15 protein-coding genes are annotated in these 24,505 nt (G+C 41.6%); 10 read left to right on the top strand and 5 right to left on the bottom strand.

Translation table 11 applies throughout. The annotated features are described in order from the left end of the window. The first annotated feature begins 84 nt into the window (after window positions 1–84). The gene (locus tag ACWB0I_RS03915; protein WP_479386731.1) at window positions 85–2,085 is read left to right on the top strand and encodes a glycogen debranching enzyme N-terminal domain-containing protein; all 2,001 of its coding nucleotides are present in this window, start codon (window positions 85–87) and stop codon (window positions 2,083–2,085) included. A 47-nt stretch (window positions 2,086–2,132) separates the two neighbouring features. Here ACWB0I_RS03915 and ACWB0I_RS03910 read toward each other — a convergent pair whose 3' ends face one another. Further along, window positions 2,133–2,516, bottom strand: a complete 384-nt coding sequence (locus tag ACWB0I_RS03910) for a hypothetical protein (protein ID WP_479386730.1) — start codon at window positions 2,514–2,516, stop codon at window positions 2,133–2,135. A gap of 140 nt (window positions 2,517–2,656) precedes the next feature. Between ACWB0I_RS03910 and ACWB0I_RS03905 the strand changes: the two genes are divergently transcribed. From ACWB0I_RS03905 to ACWB0I_RS03895, 3 genes are read left to right on the top strand one after another with little or no spacing between them, the layout of a single operon-like run. Then, the gene (locus ACWB0I_RS03905; RefSeq protein WP_479386729.1) at window positions 2,657–5,716 is read left to right on the top strand and encodes a peptidase MA family metallohydrolase; all 3,060 of its coding nucleotides are present in this window, start codon (window positions 2,657–2,659) and stop codon (window positions 5,714–5,716) included. A gap of 3 nt (window positions 5,717–5,719) precedes the next feature. Then, window positions 5,720–6,490, top strand: coding sequence for an MlaE family ABC transporter permease (locus ACWB0I_RS03900; RefSeq protein ID WP_479386728.1), 771 nt, complete (start codon window positions 5,720–5,722; stop codon window positions 6,488–6,490). Between the two features lie 23 nt (window positions 6,491–6,513). Continuing rightward, the gene (locus ACWB0I_RS03895) at window positions 6,514–7,272 is read left to right on the top strand and encodes an ABC transporter ATP-binding protein (RefSeq protein ID WP_479386727.1); all 759 of its coding nucleotides are present in this window, start codon (window positions 6,514–6,516) and stop codon (window positions 7,270–7,272) included. Between the two features lie 465 nt (window positions 7,273–7,737). Here the strand turns inward: ACWB0I_RS03895 and ACWB0I_RS03890 are convergent, their stop codons facing one another. Continuing rightward, window positions 7,738–9,576, bottom strand: a complete 1,839-nt coding sequence (locus ACWB0I_RS03890; protein WP_479386726.1) for an outer membrane protein assembly factor BamB family protein — start codon at window positions 9,574–9,576, stop codon at window positions 7,738–7,740. Window positions 9,577–10,244: 668 nt separating this feature from the next. On the opposite strand from ACWB0I_RS03890, the gene ACWB0I_RS03885 reads away from it, so the two are divergent. Both ACWB0I_RS03885 and ACWB0I_RS03880 read left to right on the top strand, forming a co-directional pair. Continuing rightward, on the top strand, window positions 10,245–11,051 hold the full coding sequence (locus ACWB0I_RS03885) for an AMP nucleosidase (RefSeq protein ID WP_479386725.1): 807 nt from the start codon (window positions 10,245–10,247) through the stop codon (window positions 11,049–11,051). Window positions 11,052–11,175: 124 nt separating this feature from the next. Beyond that, window positions 11,176–11,538: a hypothetical protein gene (locus ACWB0I_RS03880; RefSeq protein WP_479386724.1), complete on the top strand. Its 363-nt coding sequence runs from the start codon at window positions 11,176–11,178 to the stop codon at window positions 11,536–11,538. Between the two features lie 24 nt (window positions 11,539–11,562). On the opposite strand, the gene rpmB is transcribed toward ACWB0I_RS03880, so the two are convergent. Next, complete coding sequence (gene rpmB, locus ACWB0I_RS03875; protein WP_479386723.1) at window positions 11,563–11,760, bottom strand: 50S ribosomal protein L28; 198 nt, start codon at window positions 11,758–11,760, stop codon at window positions 11,563–11,565. 296 nt (window positions 11,761–12,056) lie between these two features. On the opposite strand from rpmB, the gene ACWB0I_RS03870 reads away from it, so the two are divergent. Next, window positions 12,057–17,207, top strand: coding sequence for a PAS domain S-box protein (locus ACWB0I_RS03870; RefSeq protein WP_479386722.1), 5,151 nt, complete (start codon window positions 12,057–12,059; stop codon window positions 17,205–17,207). A gap of 88 nt (window positions 17,208–17,295) precedes the next feature. Here the strand turns inward: ACWB0I_RS03870 and ACWB0I_RS03865 are convergent, their stop codons facing one another. Continuing rightward, entirely contained in the window at window positions 17,296–17,445 is a 150-nt protein-coding gene (locus ACWB0I_RS03865) for a hypothetical protein (RefSeq protein ID WP_479386721.1), read from the bottom strand. Between the two features lie 380 nt (window positions 17,446–17,825). Between ACWB0I_RS03865 and ACWB0I_RS03860 the strand changes: the two genes are divergently transcribed. After that, window positions 17,826–19,235 carry an MBL fold metallo-hydrolase RNA specificity domain-containing protein gene (locus ACWB0I_RS03860; protein ID WP_479386720.1) on the top strand — a complete coding sequence of 470 codons (1,410 nt, stop codon included), beginning with the start codon at window positions 17,826–17,828 and terminating at the stop codon, window positions 19,233–19,235. A gap of 126 nt (window positions 19,236–19,361) precedes the next feature. Further along, window positions 19,362–19,892: an outer membrane beta-barrel protein gene (locus ACWB0I_RS03855; protein ID WP_479386719.1), complete on the top strand. Its 531-nt coding sequence runs from the start codon at window positions 19,362–19,364 to the stop codon at window positions 19,890–19,892. Window positions 19,893–20,076: 184 nt separating this feature from the next. Here the strand turns inward: ACWB0I_RS03855 and ACWB0I_RS03850 are convergent, their stop codons facing one another. Then, window positions 20,077–23,229, bottom strand: coding sequence for a DEAD/DEAH box helicase (locus ACWB0I_RS03850; protein WP_479386718.1), 3,153 nt, complete (start codon window positions 23,227–23,229; stop codon window positions 20,077–20,079). Window positions 23,230–23,381: 152 nt separating this feature from the next. Here ACWB0I_RS03850 and ACWB0I_RS03845 point away from each other — a divergent pair, with 152 nt between their 5' ends. Beyond that, window positions 23,382–24,467, top strand: a complete 1,086-nt coding sequence (locus tag ACWB0I_RS03845) for an NUDIX domain-containing protein (protein ID WP_479386717.1) — start codon at window positions 23,382–23,384, stop codon at window positions 24,465–24,467. Window positions 24,468–24,505 lie beyond the last annotated feature (38 nt).

Here is a 24,505-nt window from a genome sequence, read left to right as displayed (position 1 = left end):
TGATTTGTGTCATCAACAGATACTTTTTTTTTAGCAATAATAGGAAACTGTTTAATCATTTAATTTGGGAGTCTGATTAATACTATGGAATTTCATAAGGATGTGTTACGAGATATTGAAGAATCTCGGCTGTTTGAATGGCTCGAGGCAAACTCTCTTGGTGCGTATTCTTCTTCCACCATATGCGGTATGAACACCAGTCGGGAACACGGATTATTGGTTGTCCCCCATCCTGTTTTAAATCGCAAAGTCGTTACCTTAGCTAAATTTGAAGAGACTATTTTTGTAGAAAATAAACTGTACGAAATTTCAACCAATGCCTACAAAGACAATATCTATCCCCATGGCTATCAATATCAGGAACGATTTCTCTTTGATCCCTTTCCAACTTTTTATTTTCAAATAGAAGACCGGAAAATTCGCAAGGTTTTGTTCCTGTTAGAGAATCAGAATATTCTGTTTGTCAGATATGAGTTAATGAATCAGGGACGACCGGTCACTCTGGTCATCAAGCCCTTTCTGGCGGTTCGGTTTAATAATCATTTGAATACTGAAACTCAGGGTTTGAATACCGATACCTATTTAGGCGAATCCTTTGTACGATGGGCGCCCAGGCCTGCCATGCCAGAACTCTATGTCTATCTAGATAAAGGTGAATTTATTCCGGCTACATTGTGGTATCACGGATTTATCTATCCCAAAGATGGCACTAAATACAAATCAGGAGCAGAAGATTTGTTTAATCCGGGCTTTTTCCAGGTCGATTTGAAACCTTATGAAACATTCGACCTATTCATTTCCACCCATGCCCTTGATCGATTTATGCTCGATTTTGAAGAGCAATATTATAATGAAAACAAACGCCGAAGAGCACATTATTTTAATTACAATCCTAAAAACGTTCAACTCAAAACGTTGATAAAAAATTTTCAACGTTCCGTCCAGTTAAAAGAAGATAGATTGAGGTTCCCAACCTCTCATCTTCAGGATAAATCAACCACTTTCTTTTTTATTCAGCAATTAATTGCCTTCCTACAGCTATCGGAAAGCTATGAATTAATCAAGAATACCATAAGCGATCTATTGGACCAACTTGAGGCCGGTATTCTCCCTTCCAATTATCCCATGGCCGACCAGCGGCCGATTTACAATCAAATCGATCTGAGTTTGTGGCTTATTGAGCTGATCCATCTCTATTTTAACAAAACCGGGGATTTAAAGTTTGTTGAAACGATCTATGATAGTCTGCGCGACATGATCGATTCGTTCCAGAAAGGCACGAATTTTAATACCTATGCTGATAAGGACGGCTTAATTTTTAGTGGAGAGAAAAAAATTAATGTTTCCTGGATTCCTTTAAAACACGATGGAGGGAGCATTGTTAGGTACGGGAAACTCTTAGAAGTCAATGCCTTATGGTACAATGCCTTAAAAATTATGGAAAATTTTAGTTCCAAACTCGGTAAAAAACGCTATGCCTTTAAATACCGGCAGTTAGCAAAAAAAGTTGCCAAATCATTTACTGAAAAATTCATTTTGCCGGAGCAAAACGGATTCTACGATTTCATCAATTTTAATGAAAAAAATCAGGATTCCAGGATTAACCAAATCATTCCACTGATCCTTTCCTATAAACCGTTTGACCAGGCAATAGCCAATATCATCTTGAAAAGAATCGACGAAGAATTGTTAACTCCTTACGGTTTACGTTCCCGTTCGGTGTACGATAAAAGTTTTGCTTTTAAAAATTTGAAAAGGGAAGGAAACCGCAATGATCGTTTTTTTAATGGGGCTATCTGGCCCTGGACCATTGCCTGGTACGTCAAAGCTCTGGTGAACTGGCCCGGAGAAAAAAATGTCGTAAAAATCTGGGAAAATTACTTTAGCCCGCTCCTTAATCTCAGTGAAAAAAGAATCATAGGATTTCTACCAGAAGCGCTTACGTTTGATGATAATCTGGAAATTTTAGGTCGGGAAGATTTTTTACCTGCCATTGCCGGTGTAGTACTGGCTGATTTTTATGTTTCCACCCTGGCAACTGACAATACGCAAAATATTCAGGTTTCCCAGGAAATTGTCAGCTAAGATACCAAAACCTTAAACGATTTCAATCGGACCCGATAACGAATAGATTATTCTGTGTCGGGTCTTTTTTTGTGTTGAGAACGGTTTTTATCTGGCATTTCTTTACCAATGAGAAAAAGATGGGCTGCTGAATCCGGGTGGATGGTGGACAAATAGGCGTTGATTTTTTTGTAAACCACCTCCCAAAAATAGGGATCTTGTGCGTAATAGGCTTTTGTTTTTAAATAGTCCTGCGCAGAAACTCCGGCGTTGAGGAAGAGTTGTTTTATAAGCTGTGATTTTTGTTCTGATTCTAAACCTGAATAGCGGATGAGGAAAGTTTTAGCCGAAAGTATGGCAAATGAATCTTTGTCCAGCAAGCTGTTTTTTTTCTCTTCGCAGCCTGACATGCTAAACAGCAGAGCGAGAAATAACACGATTATTTTCTTCATGACCATTGAACTCAATTTAATTTCATTAGTAAACAGTAAGAAGAATTTACGGCTAAAGAAAATGAGGTGCAACCAACATTTGGCTTGAAAGTTGATATTATTATCTTTACTTTAAAATTTAATTTATGGGAGGCATAATAATGTATCGATTGCGAGCCTTAATCTTTTTTCAACTTTTGATTACAACACTGGCCTTTGCCCAGTTTGGCCAGAATAAGGTACAATACAAAAATTTTAAATGGTACTACATCCAATCCGAGCATTTTGATGTCTATTTTTACAAAGGGGGCTATAGGCTGGCTACTTACGTGGCCAACATGGCCGAGAGTTCTTATGTGGACCTCCGCCAGGATTTCGATTATGAACTCTCTAAACGCGTCATGATCATTGTCTATAACTCGCACAATGATTTCCAACAAACCAATGTCATTGATCAATTCCTGCCAGAAGGTGTGGGCGGTGTTACCGAGCTGTTTAAAAATCGCGTGGTTTTGCCTTTTGAAGGTTCGTATGACCAGCTAAAGCATGTGGTTCATCATGAATTGGTACACGCCGTAATGAATGATATGCTTTACGGGGGATCGTTGCAATCCATTATCTCGGGCCAGGTTGTGCCCGTCCCTACCTGGTTTGCCGAAGGTCTGGCTGAGTACTTTTCCATTGAATGGGATACGCGAGCCGATATGATTATTCGCGATGCCACCATATCGGGTTATCTGCCCCCTATTGAATATTTGAATTATTACCTGGCTTACCAGGGAGGTCAGAGCCTGTTCCGTTACATTGCCGAAAAGTACGGCCATCAGAAGATTAGCGAAATACTGCATAAGATCAAAAGTAGTTTTCGCTTCGAAGGCGCCTTTAAATCGGCGCTGGGAATTGATCTCAAAGAACTTTCGGAAGAATGGCAAAAAGCCATGCGCAAGGAATACTGGCCGGACATTGCCAACCGAAAAGAGGCCAGCGAAATCGCCAGGCAGCTGACGGATCATAAAAAGAAAAAACATTTTTTAAATAGTAGCCCCACGCTTTCCCCGCGCGGCGACAAAATGGTCTTTCTGTCCGACATGGACGGTAAACAGTCCATTTATCTGATGGATGTCCTGGAGAACAAAATTGTCAAACGGTTAATCAAAGGCGAAACATCGACCAATTTTGAAGAATTGAAATGGCTCACGCCAGGGATGGGCTGGTCGCCAGATGGTAAAAAGATCGTTTTTGCGGCTAAAGCGGGCGACAGAGACGCCCTTTACGTTTACGATTTAGAAAAAGACAAAATTAAACAGTACAAACTGAATTTTGATGGCATCTATTCTGCAGCCTGGTCTCCGAAAAGCGATGAAATTGCTTTTGTCGGGAATTTAAATGGCCAGAGCGATATTTACATCTTTAACTTAAAAAAAGAGGCCTTTTCCAATGTAACCAATGATATTTTTTCGGATGGTTATCCGGAATGGTCTGCAGATGGACGACAGATTGTCTTTGTTTCAGATCGGGGCCAGTACGTGAATCCCGACTCGATTCCTGAAAATTTTGATATTACCCGGCACAATTACAGAAATCTGGATATCTACATCATCAGTAAAGATGGCGGCCCCATGCGGCGCGTTACCAGTACACCTTATCGGGAAAGTGATCCTATTTTTGCACCGGATGGCAAGACATTGTTTTATGTTAGCGATCGAAATGGTATTTTTAATATTTACCGCCACGATCTGGAAACCGACAGTAGCTGGGCGGTAACCAATCTGTTAACCGGAGCCTTTCAGCTTTCCATGGATCAGGATGGCAAACAACTGGTCTTTGCCTCCTTCGAAGAAGGCGGCTGGGATATCTACCTGATTAAAAATCCACTGGAATTAAAACCCGTGCATTTGACCAAAACGGTCTTTTTTAAGAAGTTGGCACAAAAGAAAAAGCCTCTGATAGCCAGAGGAAGGAAAACAACCAATTTAGATTCGGTGCAAAAACAGGTGACCGTACCCAAAACCATGGATTTCAGCCGGTATGTGTTTGCCGATCTGGATCGCAGGACGCGTGTTAAAAAAGTCAAGGTAAAACTGAATGAAAAAGAGTACAAATTTGAAGACGGCCATTACAAGATACACAACTATCGTGTGAAGTTTTCACCGGATCTGGTCAATGGCGAGGCGTATTACAATACATTGTGGGGATTTCAGGGATACACGGCCATTGCCTTTAGTGATGTGTTGGGCGATCATAAGGTGTTTTTGGGCACCAATCTGGTATTCGATTTGCGTAATAGCTACATCAATCTGCAGTATCTGTATTTGCCAAAGCGTACGGATTTTGGAATTACGCTGTTCAATTACGCCAACACCTATTTTTCTGCTTATTATGGTCTGATCCGTTACCGCAATTACGGGGCCTGGTTCCTGGCCTCTTATCCTTTCAGTAAATTTTCCAGAGTGGATATGTTTGTCAATTGGTGGAATGCTTCGCTGGAGTATTTTTACATTGATTCTTACACGCAAACCGTTAACAGTATTTTACCCGGCATTCGTTACGTGTTTGACAATTCCGAATGGTTTTACACAGACACCGCTCCGCGGGAAGGCTTCAGAGGGGCGGTTAGTTTGATTGCCAGCCCGCACTACACAAAAAACAGCCCTGAATTTACAACGGCCATGGTCGATTTGCGTAAATATTTTAAGTTGACCGATAATTACAACATTGGGCTTCGGCTCAACGCCGGATTAAGCCGCGGTAAAAATCCACAGCAGTTCTTTTTAGGAGGCACCGAAAACTGGTTGAACCGTAAATTTAATGGTGATATTCGTCTGACTTCTGTTTATGACGTTTACTTTTCTGAATTCATTACGCCCTTACGCGGCGCGCGTTTCTACGAAAAAACGGGCAACAATGTCGTGTTGTTCAATGGCGAATTCCGTTTTCCTTTTATTTCATCCATGGAATTGGGCTTTCCCCCCATGCGATTTTACAACATAAAAGGCGTGTTATTCACCGATGTTGGAACAGCCTGGAATTCAGACCATCAACAGGGTTTTCGAGGAATAAAAGACGGACGATTAAAAGACATCGTCATGGGCTATGGCGTAGGCACTCGTGTTTTCCTCTATTTTTTGGGATTTATTTTAAAGTACGATATTGCCTGGCGTTACGATCTAAAAACTTCGACGAAACCGATGCACTATTTTTCTATTGGGGTAGATTTTTAAATTATGATCCGACTATTGGAAGAAATTGGGAGAAGAACCCTCTACTTTTTTAATGAGGCCGGCGCCATTTTTATCATGATCTGGAAAACGCTAAAGTATTTTTCAGAAATATGGCGTACGCGATTTTTAATTCTGGAACAAATGATGCAAATTGGCGTCCGCTCTTTGCCTCTGGTTATTTTTGTGGGCGTGTTTGCCGGAGCCGTGGCTTCCGTTCAAACGGCTTATCAGTTAGAAGGTTACATTTCCTTTAATTATCTGGGGGCGGCCACCAGCATTGCCATTTTTATTGAATTGGGACCGGTACTTACAGCTCTGGTGGCCGCCGGCAGAGTTTCGGCTTCTATTGCCGCTGAACTGGGTACCATGAAGGTAACAGAGCAAATCGACGCCCTGGAAGCTCTGGCCATCGACCCTTTGCGTTATCTGGCTTTGCCCCGCATCCTGTCCGGCTTTGTTATGGTTCCCATTTTAACGGTCTTTTCCGATTTTGTAGGCCTGATGGGCGCTTATGTGGTAGCCTATTTAAACCTGGATTTACCACCGGAAATCTTTTTTGGCAGCGTCAAAGAATTTTTTACCATTATGAACGTGATGTCCGGATTAATCAAGGCCTTTGTATTTGGAGGCGTAACGGCCATTATTGGTTGCCATGTAGGATTTAATACCGAAGGCGGCGCAGAGGGCGTGGGCAAGGCTACCATTCGGGCCTTTGTCCTGTCTGCGGCCCTGATTCTGTTAAATGACTATTTGCTTTCTGTTTTATTGTTTTAAGGAAAATCCGGGGATTAGCCAGAATGATTAAAATTGTTGGTCTTAAAAAATCATTTGATGAAAAGATTGTATTACGGGGGGTCAATCTTGAAATTCATGATGGCGAAAAATTAGTGGTAATCGGCCGCAGTGGATGCGGCAAAAGCGTTTTACTCAAACATATTTTAAATCTGATGCAACCTGATGACGGTTACATTTTAATCGATGATGTGCCCATCAAAAAGATAAGTCAAAAAGATCTGTTTTATTTGCGTAAACAATTTGGCTTTTTGTTTCAGGGCGCTGCTTTATTCGATTCAATGACCGTGTCCGAAAATGTCGGTTTACCCCTGTTCGAACATACCAATCTTACTGAAAAGGAGATTCGTTTAAAAGTGGCTGAAAAATTGGAGATGGTAGGCCTGCCAGGCACCGAAAAATTGTATCCTTCTGAGCTTTCGGGCGGGATGAAAAAACGCGTGGGCCTGGCACGGGCCATAATCATGGACCCCAAATACGTGCTCTATGACGAGCCAACCACCGGACTGGACCCCATTATGGCCGCCAATATCGACCATCTGATCAACGATCTGAATGATAAGCTGGGCGTTACTTCCATTGTCGTAACCCATGATATGCAAAGCGTGAGCCGTGTTGCCGATCGTGTTGTAATGCTGCACATGGGCAAAATTATCTTCAATGGGACATTGGATGATTTGTACAATACGGAAAATGCAGTGGTTGATCAGTTTGTACACGCTAAAATGGAAGGGCCCATTAAACCCAAACCGCTTAAGTATTAAAGCCAGCAATCATTGCTTACCACCTCTAAGACCGCACAGCTGTAACCAAAAACAATGCCACAGAGATTTAAGCAACCACAGAGAGCACAGAGAAGCATTTTTAAATTAAAAATTACGAATGACGAATTACGAATTAATTTGTAAAAGGATAAGTGGCGCCCAGGCGATGAAGGCCCGTGCCGGCATGTCATTCTGAGAATCCCTTACACTAGCAAACCATTCGCAAGCGCAACGTAACTCGAGCTTCAGCTCGAGACTTTGTAAGGGCGAAATGACAATCAGTGATGCTTTGTGCCGAGCGTCATTCCAGATCCCGATCCTCGGGGACATGCCCCTCTGGCCAGACCATTCAACAATTCAACAGTTTTGTTTCTTCACACAGCAAAAAATTTTCGCATCCTACTAAGCGGGATTGAAGTTTTGAAGGAAGTATTCTAATCCAGAATGATTGAGAGGTTTAAAGGTTTATTGTTTTCCCGAGGTAATTTCCACCACCAGGCCGTCCATGCTACTGACGATAACCCTGTTTTTAGAAATGGGCAACACAGTGGGGATAAAACTATTTCCAATTTTATGCTGCCACAAGAGCTGACCATTCCTAGCATCGAAGCAGACAACCAGTCCATTTTTTGTCCCAAAGAATCCGCATCCATCTTTTAATTGAATCATGGAATTGGCAAAGTCATAACCAAATGCCAGATTGTTAACCCACTGCAAACGCAATGCACTCCGATCGGGGAGAAGGGCTAAAAGCGTGTCCTGCATCGTTTTTACAAAGACCATCCGGCCGTCGCTGCCAATGGATTCCCTGACCTTAAAACGATGGATTGCCCAGTTGGTTTGCCCGGTTTTAAGATCAATATTATTTAAATAACGATCGGGTGTCGGGACGAAAAGTTGTCCCTGTAAGGCCACCGGCCAGCAAGCGGCCGGGGAGAAGAGAATGTTCTTATTCTTTTTGGGCCACGTCCAGATTAGTTGGCCATTCCTCTCGTCAAAAGCATAAAAGGTCCCATCCCAGGCTCCAAAGACCAGTTTACCCGCTGTCAGCAAGGGCTTGCATTCAGTATATCCCCAGATTCCTTCGCCTTTCCAGATCAACTCACCGGAATTGAGATTTAGGGCGTAAGCATTTCCATCATTGGCCGCCACAAAGACTGTATCCCTTTGTACCAGCGGAACAGAAAAGAGTGGAGCGCGGGTTTTGAATTGCCATCGCTTTGAACCGTTTGTCGAATTCAGGCAATACACGTTGCTGTCTACACAGGTCATGAGCAATTTATTCCCGGAGAGGGTGATTTGGGAAAACAGTGCGCCCGGCAAAGAACGTGTCCACTGGATTTTCCCATTTTGCCGGTCGATGCAATGTACACGGCCTGCATGATCGCCTATGTAAACAAAACGCCCATCTGAATTGGGCGCTGCTGTGATTAATGAGGGAAAGGCAATGCTCCACAATTCATGGATTTGCGGGAATTTGCGATTGACCGAGAAATCGGGTTTAACGAGTAGAGAGTCGGTTATTTGGTAGCTTTGCTTCAAATCGACCTTTGTCCATGGTGTTAGTTGCGTGTTCCCTACAATTTTTTCCAGAAAAGTAAAATTTTGATTGTTACACAGAATGATATTGTAGGCCGGTGATCCATTTTTTGCCAAAATGGAACGGGCAGTGACCTGAGGAAAACCATAAGCATTGGCGCGCGTATTACGATGTACATGACCGGATAAAATCATTTTTACATTGTAATTTCGGATAACTTTCAAAAATTTCAGATAGTTATCCACATGATGGGGAGGGAATATGGGATAATGGGTTACAAATACGATAGGCTGCTGCGGATTGTTTAACTGTTTTAAGCGTTTTTGCAACCACACTAAATCATCAGGTGCAAAATGCCCGTCCGCCATGCGCAAAACCGGGCCCTGGTGCAGCCCGATAAATGTAAAGCCTTTAAAATCAAAGATAAATTTATCATCCTTGAATAGTTTGCGAAAATTTTCTAAGCCGGAATCGGACCATTTGGTGTCGTGATTACCAGGAATAATGTAGTAGGGCACCGTCAGGCTATCTAAAATAGATTTAGCCCACAAAAGATTGTTGCCAGTATTGGTGTCTGTAATGTCTCCGCTAACCACGGCAAAGGCAATATCGCTTTGTTGGTTTATATCGCGTACCACTGCTTTTAAATTTTCCGGACCTGTGGTATAATTGGAAACATGCGTGTCCGATAACCAGGCTATTTTGAAATCTGCGGATGCATAGGAAACGAATAAAAGCAAAAATAAAAAGAACAGGACTTTCATATTAAATCCTTACTCGTTTACGATTAAATCAATAATATTCATTTTCGACAAGAAAAACAAATTCTTTCAGCACATCGCTCCCTGAGTATGTCGATGTCAATTGCCCAAATTCTCATGAAAATTTTCTGATTAAAAAAGCCATGATTGATTCGAATGCTTTCTTCAAAAGATCTAAGGCAACAGAGCCTCAATCAAAAAAACTTCTTTAAAAAATGACAGGCCGGTGCCCAAGCCCCCTTTAACTTTTATACTCATATACTCTTAACTTTACTCCTCTAACAGCAGAAGTCATTTCACGAATTAGCCCTCACCCCCTCGATCCCCCTCTCCCAGAATAAAAATCGAAGGCTTGTGTGTGAAATTTTCTTAATTGTCTGGCCGCTTTAGCCGGTTAGAACGCAGCGGAAATTGCGATTCTCTGGGAAGTGACATCAAACCATTCAACAAATCAACAATTCAACAGTTTCACTCCACCACACGGCACAAAAATTTTCGCACGCTATTGCATTTTATCTTCTGAAGGAAGTATTCTAATTACTATTGTGCGCTCTTTGCGGTTTTTAAAGGTTGCTGCTCTGTTGTCTTTTGAAATTGGATCTATTTTATTTTGGTACAAATCGATTTCATTTGTACATTTTATTCAGCAAAAATAAAACAGAGAATGTACGATGGATCCTTTAACGCAAAATAAAAACTCACAAAGCCTCAGTAAGCTGGACCTGGCAAAATTATGGCTACCCCGATATACCGGTACTCAGATCGATGAATTTGGTGATTACATCCTGGTAACCAATTTTGCCCATTACATCAATCTGTTTGCCCGGCGTTTCAATTGCGAAATCAAGGGACAGGGCCGTCCCATGCAAACTGCAACCAATAGCGATGGATTGACCATCATTAATTTTGGAATGGGCTCACCCAATGCAGCAACCATAATGGATTTGTTAAGCGCCCGAAATCCGGAGGGCGTTTTATTTTTAGGGAAATGCGGGGGCTTAAAGCGTTCTACGGAAATTGGCCACCTCATTTTACCCATTGCTGCCATAAGAGGAGAGGGCACGAGTAATGATTACTTCCCTCCGGAAGTCCCGGCCCTGCCTTCCTTTAAACTCCATAAGTTTGTATCAGAAAAAATCGTAAAATATGGTCAGGAATACAGAACCGGAGTGATTTACACAACCAACCGCCGTGTTTGGGAATGGGATGAGAAATTTAAACAGTATTTGCAGAGTATTTCTGCAATTGCCATAGACATGGAGACTGCCACGATTTTTATAGTAGGACACGCTAATGAAATTGCCCGTGGCGCCTTGTTGTTGGTTAGCGATTTGCCGTTAACCCCCGAAGGTGTTAAAACGGAAGAATCCGACGCCTATGTTACACAACAATTTACGGAGTTGCATTTGAATATCGGCATTGAGGCCATGACCGAAATCGGAGAAAAGGGAGAAAAAATAAAACATTTCAGATATTAAAGCATGAACCATTCGATGGCAAGCAAAAATGTTCGGAAATCGAGCACCTGGGATGTCGTCTGTTGTATTGATCGGTTCGCAAATTTTTAAATAAAGAAGTTGGCCTAAATAGGCAGGAGAAAAGATGATAGGACGCTGGGAATTTATCATTAGCCTGGTTATTATTTTGAATTTGTTTAATTTTATCTGGTTAACGCATATCCGTTACAAAAGGACCATCGGTCGTAGAAGGCACCGATGGAAACGCTGGATGAGTATCTTTTTCTTTATTTTGTCACCCATTGTCTTTGTGTTCAATCTATTGTTTTTGCCCTTGATGCACTATTTTAACTGCGTCCTTGGCATTCTGGGTACCTGGTTTGGCCTGTCACAGCTAAAGTTTGTGAACAAGCATTCCGGAGTTCCCCCTATTGTGGAGCCCCTGAGTATCTTTTATTTTATTGTTTCGACGATGTTGTTCTTACTGGGGGCTATGAAGATAATATAAAAAAAGTCGACTTAAAAAGCCGACTTATGCTAAACTGGGTTTTTGTACTTTACCCGCCTGAATACAACTGGTACAAACCCGCATCCGTTTTACTCCATTAGGTGTTTGTACGCGAATCCGTTGAAGATTGGGCATAAAACGACGTTTTGTTTTATTATGAGCATGACTCACATTATTCCCAACCATTGGACGCTTTCCACAAATCTCACAAACATAGGCCATTGAATTTTCTCCCTTTCTTTCAATATTTAAAGCCTATAATTTAAAAACCTTTTTATTCTTATGCAAATTTGTCTGCTATTTGACAATTTTCTATGCCCTACATTGAGAATAAAGTTTTGGTTTTTAAATTAAAACCCTGAAATTCTTTACCAATTGTTCGGAAATAAGTTGAATGATAGTATTCAGCCAGAGACAATAGAGGGATTTTCCGAAGTATAATCATTAATAAACTAAAAAAACAGCGTAAATGTCCGAAAATTTATTTCTTATACTAAATTATAGACAAAGGATCGGTTATGGTACCCCCGCGAAGCGTTTCTGAAAAGCAGTTCCTCTCCTTAATGTTGATGAAATACAAAGACGAAAAAAGTCTAAAAACCGCCATACAGCAATTGAACTCCTGTAAAGAAATATCGAATGCTTTTCTGCAATTAAACTGTAAGCTCTGGAAAGATGATCTGAAATTGGGTGAAGTCCCTCTGCAACTTGAACAAAATTTTGTAAAAAAGAAAAGAAAAAGCATCCAATCTCATACTTTGTCTGATAAGGATATGGTAACCTTAATCTCTTTAGAACTTCCAAACAGTCAGGGGATTATTGGGATTCAGTATCAACAGAAATGGCAATCGCACTTAGAACCGTTTTTCCTAAAGTTAAAAACCATTTTTGAAAAAGCGTGTCTGGAGTATTTAGTCCATGCCTACCCATCATGTTTGGGTAAAGATGTCTTTCAAAAGATTAACCAGGCGATAAAGGCTTTAATAATTATTCATGATCTCTCCGGAACAATTAAGTATGTGAACGACGAAGGTCTAAAATTTTATGGTTATAGGGCGGAAGAGATCATAGGGCGACCGGTGAGCAACGTTTTGCCATTCAATGAGTGGCAAAAGATGAAGAAAGGCATCAAGAGCAAAAAGAAAGAGTCTGAAGAAAAGTTTTTCCATCAATCAAGAATGATCGCTGCTGATGGTTCGGTTGTTCCGGTTGAGGTTAGTAGTCTTCCTCTTGAGGAAAGCAAGCAATATAAACATGTTGTAACCATTGTCCGGGATATTTTGGATATCAAACGTCTGCAAAAGGAATTGGAAATTCAGAAGAAACAATTGGAAATCACATTACAGGTTATTGATGACGCCATTATTGAAACCGATGTTGAGCTTAAAATTATTTTGCTCAATCAAAATGCAGAACATATCCTGGGACAACAGAGCAGCAAACTGGTTGGAAAGTCGTTAAAACAGTTATTAAATGTGAACCTTCAAGCCACTTTTGTAGGTGATATTTCCAATTTGGCCCGTGCTGTACTGGAAAAGAGGCAACCGGTTGTCTTGCAACGGCCCATTGAGATAAAAAATTTAAAAAAGAAAATACATATCCTAAAACTTTCAATCGTTCCAGTACTTGAATCCACCAGTAAGGATGTAAAGGGGTTCGTTTTTGTTTTTCGTGATGTGAGTACGCAGTTCTCCCTTCAACAACAATTAAAGAATTTAATGGATCATATACCCGGTGTGGTCTATCGCTGCAAAATTGATGAAAATTGGAGCATGACCTTTCTTAGCGAGGGGATCAAAGAACTGACAGGATATAGTGTCGATGAAATTGTAGCTAACAAAAAAATAAAATTTGGGGATTTAATTGTAGCGGAAGATCGCAGCAAAGATAGAAAATTGATCCGGGAAGCGATGCGTCGCAATCGTTTTTTTCAATTGACCTATCGAATAAAAACCAGAGATGGTCAGATTAAATGGGTGTGGGACCAGGGGCGTAAAATTATTGATGAAGCAGGCAACACCTTAATCGAAGGCTATCTTACAGATATTACGGAAAAACAACTGGCCCAACAAAGAGTGGCGCACTTGAATCGCATTCTGTCTGTCATTCGAAACATTAATCAATTGATTGTCAGAGAGCGGGATGAAGAAGAATTACTAACCCAAAGTTGTCGTTTAATCGCTGACAACAGCGACTTTAATTTTGCCTGGATTGCTCAACTGGATGATCATTTAAATGTTGAATTAATTTACACCGACCAGAATCAACCTTTACCCTTCTTTATTAAAGATCAGGTAAAAACCTTGATGCATGATCTCATTACTTCTGGAGAGCATTTCAAAATTAAAGAATTAGAAAGTCCACTGGAAGGTAGCCAAAAAATTGTGTTATCGTTATTATCGTTCAAAGATAGCATTTATGGCGGATTAATTTTAGGCCTGGCTGGACATGTTTCATTAAACAATGAAGAAAAAGAGTTATTAAATGAGATGTCGGCAGATATTGGCTATGCCATCCACATGAACCGCATGGAAAAGCAATCCATGCTGCTCATGAATAGCGTCGATATCATAAATAAAAAATTGAAAGGTAAAAATTCTGCTGAAATTCTCCTCTCTCTGGTGCAAAACCTGGCCAGTGTGTTGGGCACAGAGTTTGCCGTAATCGGACGGTTGGATCCTGAAACAAACGATAAAATACACACTTTATTGGTTTATGAAAATGGGCAAATCCGACCTAATTTTACCTATGATTTAAAAAATACGCCCAGTGAGTACATTTTAACACATGGGGCCTATGGCGTCAAAAAGAACATCTGTCGTATTTTTGATCAGGATACATTGTTAAAAGAATTCAATGGCAACGGCTACCTGGGAACTCCGGTTTATTCGGCTGAAGGGGAAAAGATTGGTCTATTTATCGCCTTTAGCCGGAATGCTCTCCCTCATGTTTCATTATTGCTGGAAGTGATTCAATTTTTTGCCCATCGAATCGGCCTGGAAATTGAGCGCATGGAGGCAGAAGAGCGTCTGAAAAGGAGTGAAGAACGATTCAGAAATATTTTTGAAAATTCGCCGTTCGGCATATATCTGACCAGCCTGGAAGGGAAAGTACTGGCAGCAAATCCGGCCCTCTTGAATATGTTGGGATATAAAAATCTAAAAGATTTACAGACCAGAGATCTTAACAAAGAAGGATATTTACGATCCGATGGTAGAGAAAAGTTTCTTAAAAAGGTCCTTAACAGCGATGGGTTTATTGTCCATGAAGATATCTGGTTAAAACAAGATAAAACTCCGTTATACATTCGCGAAAAAGCTCGTGTAGTTAGAGATGAACAGGGCAATGTATATATTGAGGGAACGGTAGAAGATGTTACAGACCGTAAAGCCAGGGAAGAGCAAATTCGCTATCAATCCCAGCTACTGTCAGCGGCCCATGATCCGATTATTGCTACCGATCTGAAATACAGAATAAATTATTGGAACAAGAGTGCTGAACGCTTTTATGGCATCTCAGAAAAGCACGCCATTGGTAAATTTGTAGATCAAGTTATTGAGATGGATATCCCAGCAGAAGAGCGCTTAAAAATTATGGCCACAGTTAAAAGAAATGGTTCATGGCGTGGAGAAGTAGAGCAGTTGATCAAAAATGGCCAGCGAGTTTTTGTGGATATGCGCTTGAGTTTGCTCTACGATTCAGAGGGAAAGCCTAAGGCTATTGTGGGGATCATCCGTGATATTAGTGATAAAGTCCGCTTCCGGGAGGCGCTTAAAGCCAGTGATGAAAGCTATCGTGGATTGTACAATGCCGTTGAAGAAGCCATCTATGTTCAAAATACGGATGGCACTTTTTTAGATGTCAATGATGGCGCGGTTAAAATGTACGGCTATCCGCGCAGTTATTTTTTGGGGAAAAGCCCGGTCGATTTGTCGCCTGAAGGAATGAATGACATGAAGATGGTGTATCAGAAATTTCAGAAGGCATTACAGGGCGAACCTCAGGTGTTTGAGTTTTGGGGCAGGAGATCGAATGGTGAGGTCTTTCCCAAAACAGTTCGACTGTACAAAGGTAAATATTTCGGCAAGGATGTGGTTATTGCTCTGGCAACAGATATCTCTGAACAAAAGCGAAATGAAGAGAATATTCGCAAACTGACCGCTGCTGTGGAGCAGAGTCCCAATTCTATTATTATTACGGATTCCGAAGGAAGAATTGAATATGTTAATGCAAAATTTTGTGAAGTTTCGGGCTTTTCTAAGGAAGAGGTCATCGGACAGACTCCCAGAATTTTGAAATCTGGAAAAATGCCTGAGGAGATTTACACCAATTTATGGAAAACCATCAAATCCGGTCAGGTCTGGCAGGGAGAACTCCTGAATAAACGAAAGGACGGTACACTTTTCTGGGAAGATGTAACGATCAGTCCGATTACCAATGAAAAAGGGCAGATTACGCAATTTTTGTGTTCAAAACAGGATATTACCATGCGTAAAGAATTGGAAAAGGAGAAAAAGAGACTGGAAAAACAGTTACATCAAAATCAGCGGCTGGAAACCATCGGCACACTGGCCGGTGGCATTGCCCACGATTTTAACAATATTTTAACACCTATTCTGGGACAAGCAGAATTGATCAAATTTAATAATCCGGACAATCCCCGCTTAAAGAAACAGGCCGAACAAATTATCAAGGCTTCTTTAAGAGCCAGAGATTTAATACAACAGATTCTAACCTTTTCCCGTCAGGTTGATTATGAGCAAAAACCAGTTTACCTGCAGCATATTGTGAATGAGGCTTATCATCTTTTGCGTGCTTCCATTCCGGCCACCATTAGCCTGGTGCGCAAAATCGATAAAAATTGCAAGCCGGTTCTGGGCGATCCTGCCAAATTACATCAAATATTGATGAATTTGTGTACAAACGCCTATCAGGCCATGGAAAATAAAGGTGGAGTACTAACTATTGAATTACAGATGAAAAAGCCGGAAGATTGGATGCTGAAGCAATTCCCGCAATTAAGTAAAAAACCTTACGTTTGTCTTACGGTTAGCGATACGGGCGTGGGCATGGATGCGAAAACGATGGAACGAATTTTTGAACCGTTTTTTACCACAAAAGAAGTAGGCAAAGGAACTGGACTGGGTCTTTCTGTGGTTCATGGCATTGTTAAAAATTATAATGGAGAAATTGTCGTTCAGAGTGAAAAGGGAAAAGGCAGCCAGTTCCAGGTGTACCTACCTGTGGCTGACAAGGCAGAACCTGAGCCATCGAACGAGGAGACGGAGGCCCATAGAGGCAATGAAATGATCCTTCTGGTCGATGATGAACCTTCGGTTTTAAAATTACAGAAAGCAGTTCTGGAACATTTTGGCTACAAAGTTAGGACCTTTAATAACCCCATGGATGCCCTGAAGCATTTTGAGGAAAATATGAATACCTACCAATTATTGATCACTGATTTAACCATGCCGGAAATGACCGGTTTGGAGCTGGCTGAAAAAGTTTACAAAATGAACCAACAGTTACCGATCATCCTGGCCACGGGCTATAGTGAAGAATTAACGCCCTCGTTAAAAGAGAAATATGGAATTAAGGAAATTTTGATGAAACCGGTAGTTGCCACACATCTAGCCAATGTTGTGCGAAAAGTACTTGATGGCAATTAAAGTGCCCGAGGATGACAGTAAAAACTCGAGGCCAAAGAGTAATGCAATAACGGTAATATTTATCAACTTTTTTAAAATACTTCCCTCATTAGCGGAATGCGAAAATTTTTGAGCTGTGTGAGTAAGTAAAACCGTTGAATTGTTGAATGGCCCGTCCTTCGGCCGGATAAACCTGTCCGGCTGCTACGGCCAGAGGGGCATGTCCCCGAGGATCGGGATCTGGAATGACGCTCGGCACGAAGCATCACTGATTGTCATTTCGCCCTTACAAAGTCTCGAGCTGAAGCTCGAGTTACATTGCTCTTTCGAATGGTCTGCCAATGTAAGGGATTCTTCGCCCCCGATAAATCGGGGACTCAGAATGACATGCCGGAACGGGCCTTCATCGCCTGGGCGCCACTTATCCTTTTACAAATTAATTCGTAATTCGTCATTCGTAATTTTTTATTTAAAAATGCTTCTCTGTGCTCTCTGTGGCATTGTTTTTGGTTGCGGCTTTGCTGCCTTAGTTTCCCATCATATGGGTAGTTAAAAGATAAGCGTTCCATAAAAACGTGCAATGGATTGGTTGATTGTGTATTTTAATAAAAATCGTTTTCATTAATCAGGGAGAAAGAGATGCGTGTTGAGCTTTTTTCACACGGTGCGGCCCAGGAAGTGACCGGTTCTAAACATTTTATCCGGGCCCACGGACGGCAGGTGATGATTGATTGTGGTGCTTTTCAGGGAAGGCGCAAAGAGGCGGAGAAAAAGAACAGGGAATGGCCTTTTGATGCCACCGAAGTCAATGCCACTATTTTAACCCATGCTCATTTTGATCACAGCGGTCTGCTACCGGTTCTGATCAACAAAGGATATGCTGGCAACATTTACAGTACGCCAGCTTCCCGCGATCTGGCCAGTTTGATTTTGATGGATTCGGCCCATATTCAGGCTAAGGACATTGAGTTTTTAAAAAAGAAAGCGGCCAAAAGGGGCGAAGTTTTTGAGAAAGAGGTGCTCTATACCGAGCAAGATGTAGTGCAGGCGCTTGACCATTTTATTACGGTTTCCTATCACCGGCCATTTTGGGTGGAAGATGGAATCAAGGCCACTTTTTATGACGCCGGGCATATTCTGGGATCGGCATCTGTGCTGCTGGAAATCAACCACAATGGCCAACAGATGCGCATTGGTTTTAGCGGTGATCTGGGACGAAAAAATTTACCAATCATTCGGGATCCTGAAATTTTACCTGACATCGACTATCTTGTAATAGAAAGCACCTATGGACATCGTTTACACGATCCGATTGAATCGGCTATGGACAAATTAGCCGCTGTCGTTAACAGAACGGTGGGACGCGGCGGGAAAATTATCATTCCCGCTTTTGCTGTAGAAAGAACCCAGGAACTAATCTATTTTCTGCATCTCTTGAATGACCAGGGGCGTATCCCGGATATACCGGTTTACGTGGATAGTCCTATGGCCGTAAATGCTACGGCCATCTTTCGCGTCCATCAGGAATGCTACGATCAGGAAACGCGTGAGGCCTTTTTAAAACACCATAAAAATCCTTTTGGCTTTAATGAAGTGCGCTACATTACCAATGTAGAAGAGAGCAAAAGGTTGAATGGTTTAAGTGAACCGTCTATCATAATCTCCTCAAGCGGTATGTGCGAAGCAGGTCGCATATTGCATCACCTGGCCAATAATATCGAAAATCCTCAAAATACCATTCTGATTGTCGGTTTTATGGCAGAACACACCCTGGGACGTCGGATTAAAGAAGAACAAAAAGAAGTGAAGATTTTTGGCGATTATTACAAACTGAAAGCCGAGGTGGTTACACTGAACGAATTCAGCGCTCATGCCGATTATTCTGAGATTTTAGAATATGTGGAGCAACTGAATTTTAAGAAGTTGCGTCGAATCTTTCTGGTTCATGGTGAACCTGATGCCCAGGCCAATTTAAAACGCCTGCTCGAAGAAAAACATTATGAAACCACGATTATCAAATATGGAGAAGAGTATCAGCTGCAAATATAAATTAAAAGTACGTAGCATCACGTTGTTTTACAAACATACTACTTACCTTGGGGCTTCACTTTTAAGTGAGTTAAACCAACTTTAATAGGAGGAGCGTTTATGCGCAGAATCGCTTGATTGACTTTTTTGTTTACTTTAGCAATGGTTTTCCAGACTTTTGCTCAGGTGAATTTCAGTCTGAATGGCGTTGGTGTACAGACCGGCTATGTCAAACCAGAAGATCCGATTGATGCCACAGTTGGATTTGGAGCGCGTGCTGGACTGGGAACTCTGATGAACGAAAATATAACCATGGGGGCCTTGATCGATTATTGGGCCAAAAAATATGGAGAAGGTACTGGAGTTGAAGTGACTTTTTCTGAAATTCTATTAGCGCCTTATGTCCATTACAATTTTAACGCTTCCGGTTCCATCGTTCCTTATGCCGGTGGGGGGGGTGGTCTGGCCTTCAATAGTATCAAAATGGAATATACCAGTTCATACTATGGATTTGGTGGCTCTTCATCCTCATCCAATACCGATTTCGTATTTTTTGGAGTGGGTGGAGCCAATATGAATATTAATGAGAAGATGACCGGTTTTGCCGAAGCCCGATATCAATTGGGTGATGTCGATGTTTTGAGCATCGTGGCAGGAATTATCTATTCTTTGCATTAATATAGATTGGGTTGCTCAAAAAGGGCAATTTGTCATTTTGAATCTCGATTCATGGGGGGGAGAAATCCTGTAACAACAGTTAAAACAATCTTACTTTCAAGATTTTTCTTGCTGAAAGATTTAAAAATACCTTTTTAGAGTGGATTCAAATTAAAAAGAGCTGCTACTGAGGAGCAGCTCTTTTTTAATTAAATAGATCGATGATATCATCTTTAGTTAACGACTTAAAGAAACCCTCCTCAGTTGCAATCAGGGAATTTACCAGATTTCTCTTCTTCTCCTGCAGTTTAACAATTTTTTCTTCTACGCTGTCTTTGGATATTAATTTGTAGGCAAAAACCTTTTTGGTTTGTCCAATACGATAGGCGCGGTCTGTGGCTTGCATCTCTACCGCAGGATTCCACCAGGGATCGTAGTGAATTACGTAGTCGGCTGCCGTTAAGTTTAAACCGGTTCCACCAGCTTTTAAACTAATTAAAAAGATGCGTACATTCTCATCGTTCTGGAACAGTTCAACCTGAGCCTGCCGATCTTTCGTCTGGCCATCAAGGTAGGCATAACTGATTCCTTCTTCATCCAGTTTATTGCGGATAATATGCAACATTTTTACGAATTGACTGAAAATGAGTACCTTATGTTTCTCAGAAACAATTTCTTCTACCATATCCATCAGAGCATCAAACTTACCCGCGCCATTACCATATTTGGGGTCCACCAGCTCTGGATGACAGGCAATCTGCCTTAAGCGTGTCAAACCTTCCAGTACTTTAAACTTCGACTTATTCAGGCCCTTGCTTTCAATTTCTGCCAGAATACTATCTTTGTAGGCCTTACGCCACTTGTCGTAAAGTTTTTGTTGATCGTCCGACATGGGGGAAAAAACAATGTTTTCGACTTTCGGCGGCAATTCCTTGGCCACATCTTCCTTGGTTCTTCTTAAAATAAAGGGGAAGATCAGTCGCCTTAATTCACTGGCCACCTGAATATTTTGTTCCTTTTCGATGGGCTTCATGAATTTCTCTTTGAAAAAGTTCAAGTCGCCTAACAGACCCGGGTTAACAAAAGCAAATTGAGCCCACAAGTCCATCGTATTGTTCTCCACAGGCGTACCGGTTAGTGCCAGACGATTGCGCACATTAAGCAAACGAACCGCTTTTGAAGTTTCTGACATGGGATTTTTAATGTTCTGAGATTCATCTAAAATCGCATAATTGAATTCAATTTCTTTCAACAAAACAATATCTCTGCGCACATGCCCGTAAGTGGTAATGATTAATGGAAACTTTTTCAAACGGCGAATGTCCCGTGTCCGGCGGGTACCGTAGTGAACCAGGTATTTGATGCCTGGTGTAAAGCGTTCAATCTCTTGCAACCAATTGAAGATCAGAGAGGTAGGAGCCACAATCAGGTTGGGCTTTTTAGGATTTTTCTTAATCTCGTTCAGAAGAATAGCCAGCGCTTGAATGGTTTTTCCCAAGCCCATGTCATCAGCCAGGATGCCTCCAAAGCCATATTCCCTCAAGAAATTCATCCAGTCATAGCCCGCTTTCTGGTAATCACGTAACGTTCCCCGGAAATCATCTGGCAAGGCATACTCTTTAATGGTCTCAAATTGATTCAATTTTTGCAGTTTTTCCTGGCTGAGCACATCCAGTTTTTTGTGATCCGCATCCGCTAAAAGTTGGTCGATAAAGGTTACATGATAGTTAGCAAAGCGTAGTGAATCGCCTTCTGTTTTGCCAAAGCTAAGCATGTAGGTCAACTTTTCGATCAATTTCTGGGGCAGGCGGGCAATGCTTCCATCGCGCAATTTCACAAATTTTTTATTGGCTCTTAAAGCCTTTTTAAGCTCTTCCAATGAGACTTCAATACCATCAAAGGTTAAAGCCAGTTCAATATCAAACCAGTCAGTTTCAGAAGAAACCGCCAGACCGAGATTGGCGCTGGCACGATTTACTTTAAAGTGCACCAGTTTTTCTTCACCTAAAATTTCAAAGCCCTGCTGATGTAATAGAGGCAAACCATCAAATAACCAATCTAAGGCTTCTTCAAAAGAAGCGTAAAAAAGACCCGGTGTGTCTTCCAGAATATTGGTTTCCAGTATTTGCTGGCGGTAGTTCTCTTCAGTCTGACGATCTCTTCGCACGCGTATGACTTTTTTCGAAGCCGTATCGTAATGCAGGTACTCGTCATTGGGATAACTGAAGGCAATTTCTATGTCATTGTAAAGTACTGAGAAGGAGGCGACCAATTGATCTTCCATCTCTTCAAGGTAGATGCGTTTGCCTGTAACTTCTGTAACTTCTGTAACTTCGATGCCCGGCGGAAATTCCACATAAGGGAAGATGGGCAGCTTGGCCAGGTAGTCGGAAATGAAACTCTGATATTCATTTTTTTGAACACGGATTTCCAGATTCTCATCGACAAATGATTTAATGTAGGCATAGCTTAAGGGAAATTCGCTGAAATTGAGTTTATTATCGTAATAGAACCAGATGGGATTTACGGTCAAAATTTTTAGGACTTTGGTGATTGGAATTTCCCGCTCATCGCGGACAAAATAGGGCCGGAAGATGTACAAACCTTCTTCCTGGTCCAGCGACAATTTAAAAACCAGTTTCCAGGGGCGGCGCCCAAAGCGAATGCGAGGGCCAACGGTTCCATCTTCATTTTTTAGATGGATCTCACTCTTACGCAATAGTTCAAAAAGTTGTCCACCATCCAGACCAAAGTCGAGGTAGCTGGTTTCCAGGCGTCCACGATAATAGACCGAAGGCTGCTGGGCCTGAATTCGTTCCAGGTAAGAAATGGCAATTAAATCGCCAGAGGTGCGAATCACATTTTGACCGGAAAGCTCACCAAAGGAAGGTTCCTGCATGCGTCCGTAAGATCCGTCCTTTTTCATGTACACTTTCATAGGGCGGATGTTCCAGTAATTTTCTGCCAGATGAATGATGTAGATGAGCTTCCAGCGAACTTCCTGTGAGAACTCATTTTCTACTTTTTGAATCGTAATCAGCTTTTCAAAATATTCGCGCCAGTTATCGGGTTGTTCTTGCTGTTCGCTTTCGGCTGCCCGTTGTTCATCAATAATTTTTAATGCAACGGCCACCACATGCTTACAAGTGTAGTTGTAAGGACATGTGCAGGTCGATTCAAAGGATTGATCATTGACGGTCAATCTAACAATGTAGGGATAGGTTCCCTGAACCGTGGCCAGTACGGAAATATTGTCCCATTGTTTTATCTTAACACGACCGTCTTTAAAATAGTCCAAGCCTTGTTTGAAAATGATGTCCGGTACCCGATCCTTCAGGTCTCTAATATCGATTTTCAAGGTTCTCCCTCTATTTTTTGTGATTAAACTTTAATTCTTAAAAATATACAAAACTGTCTATTAATATAACAATAAATTTTTTTTATTTCAAAATGAATTTTAAAATTTTTTATATTATTTTTAATTTAAAAATTAAAATGAAAGTTGTAAATATGAAAATCGAAATATTAAAGAACTTTGCCATCAGTTTCGTTCCCATTTTAGTGTTTATTGTTGTCGAAGCGATTTATGGAACAACGGCAGGACTGATAACCGCTGTAATTTCCGGGGTAGTTTACTTTTTTTACTACTGGTTGCGCTTTAAGCAAATAGAAAAGATGATTTTACTGGACACGGTGTTGATCGTACTGACCGGCGGGTTGTCCATCGCTTTGCACGATGCTATTTTTTTCAAGATTAAGCCGGCGATCATTGAAAGTATTATTTTGATTATTATCGGGTTACACGCTTTTTCTGATAAACCGGTTTTGCTGCACATGAGTAAACGCTTTATGAGCGACATGCCCATCAACCAGCAGCAGGTCGGTTTGCTAAAGCAAGTGAGCCGCTGGTTGTTCTACGTCATTTTACTGCATGTCGTGTTGATTGTCTATTCCGCTTTTTATTGGTCCGAAGAAGCCTGGGCCTTTGTTTCCGGCGGACTGTTTTATATCTTGCTGGTTGGCATTGTTGTCATCCAGTTCATCTATTTCAGATGGATCAAAAAGCCTCAGGATGGCTCTATGGTGCCAGTTACCGATGAGGAGATTTTTGACATTGTGGATGCCCGGGGCCGCATTTTAGGAAGCGCTCCCCGAAGTCAGGTGCATGGCAACCCCCAGTTGCTGCACCCGGTGGTTCACATCCATATTTTTAACCGAAAAGGCCAGCTCTTTTTACAAAAGCGATCGCCGAACAAGGACCTGTATGCTGGCTACTGGGACACGGCGGTTGGGGGCCACATTCAGCATGGGGAATCGGTGGAGCAGGCCCTGATGCGTGAGGCCAGAGAGGAACTGGGCATTGATGCCAGTAAAGCTCAACCTCTATTCCGTTACGTGATGCGCAATGCCTTCGAAAGTGAACTGGTTCATGTTTTTAAGATGCACCACGACGGCCCGTTTAAGATCAACCGCGATGAGATAGAGATTGGTCGATTCTGGTCTCTGTTTGAAATAAAGAAAATGTTGGGCCAGAACATATTTACGCCAAACTTTGAACAGGAGTTTGTTCTGCTGGAACAAAATAAGTGGTTGTGAACAACTAAGGCAGCAGAGCCGCAACCAAAAAACTTCTT

It is taken from the genome of Caldithrix sp. (assembly GCF_056497305.1).
This window is presented reverse-complemented; position numbering and strand designations above follow the sequence as displayed.

What these genes read in the sequence shown, in the direction of transcription:
- ACWB0I_RS03890 (WP_479386726.1), bottom strand. Translation starts at nt 9,576, where the DNA reads ATGAAAGTCCTGTTCTTTTTATTTTTGCTTTTATTCGTTTCCTATGCA.
- ACWB0I_RS03845 (WP_479386717.1), top strand. Translation starts at nt 23,382, where the DNA reads ATGAAAATCGAAATATTAAAGAACTTTGCCATCAGTTTCGTTCCCATT.
- ACWB0I_RS03910 (WP_479386730.1), bottom strand. Translation starts at nt 2,516, where the DNA reads ATGAAGAAAATAATCGTGTTATTTCTCGCTCTGCTGTTTAGCATGTCA.
- ACWB0I_RS03860 (WP_479386720.1), top strand. Translation starts at nt 17,826, where the DNA reads ATGCGTGTTGAGCTTTTTTCACACGGTGCGGCCCAGGAAGTGACCGGT.
- ACWB0I_RS03895 (WP_479386727.1), top strand. Translation starts at nt 6,514, where the DNA reads ATGATTAAAATTGTTGGTCTTAAAAAATCATTTGATGAAAAGATTGTA.
- ACWB0I_RS03915 (WP_479386731.1), top strand. Translation starts at nt 85, where the DNA reads ATGGAATTTCATAAGGATGTGTTACGAGATATTGAAGAATCTCGGCTG.
- ACWB0I_RS03900 (WP_479386728.1), top strand. Translation starts at nt 5,720, where the DNA reads ATGATCCGACTATTGGAAGAAATTGGGAGAAGAACCCTCTACTTTTTT.
- ACWB0I_RS03880 (WP_479386724.1), top strand. Translation starts at nt 11,176, where the DNA reads ATGATAGGACGCTGGGAATTTATCATTAGCCTGGTTATTATTTTGAAT.
- ACWB0I_RS03885 (WP_479386725.1), top strand. Translation starts at nt 10,245, where the DNA reads ATGGATCCTTTAACGCAAAATAAAAACTCACAAAGCCTCAGTAAGCTG.
- ACWB0I_RS03905 (WP_479386729.1), top strand. Translation starts at nt 2,657, where the DNA reads ATGTATCGATTGCGAGCCTTAATCTTTTTTCAACTTTTGATTACAACA.
- ACWB0I_RS03870 (WP_479386722.1), top strand. Translation starts at nt 12,057, where the DNA reads ATGGTACCCCCGCGAAGCGTTTCTGAAAAGCAGTTCCTCTCCTTAATG.
- rpmB (WP_479386723.1), bottom strand. Translation starts at nt 11,760, where the DNA reads ATGGCCTATGTTTGTGAGATTTGTGGAAAGCGTCCAATGGTTGGGAAT.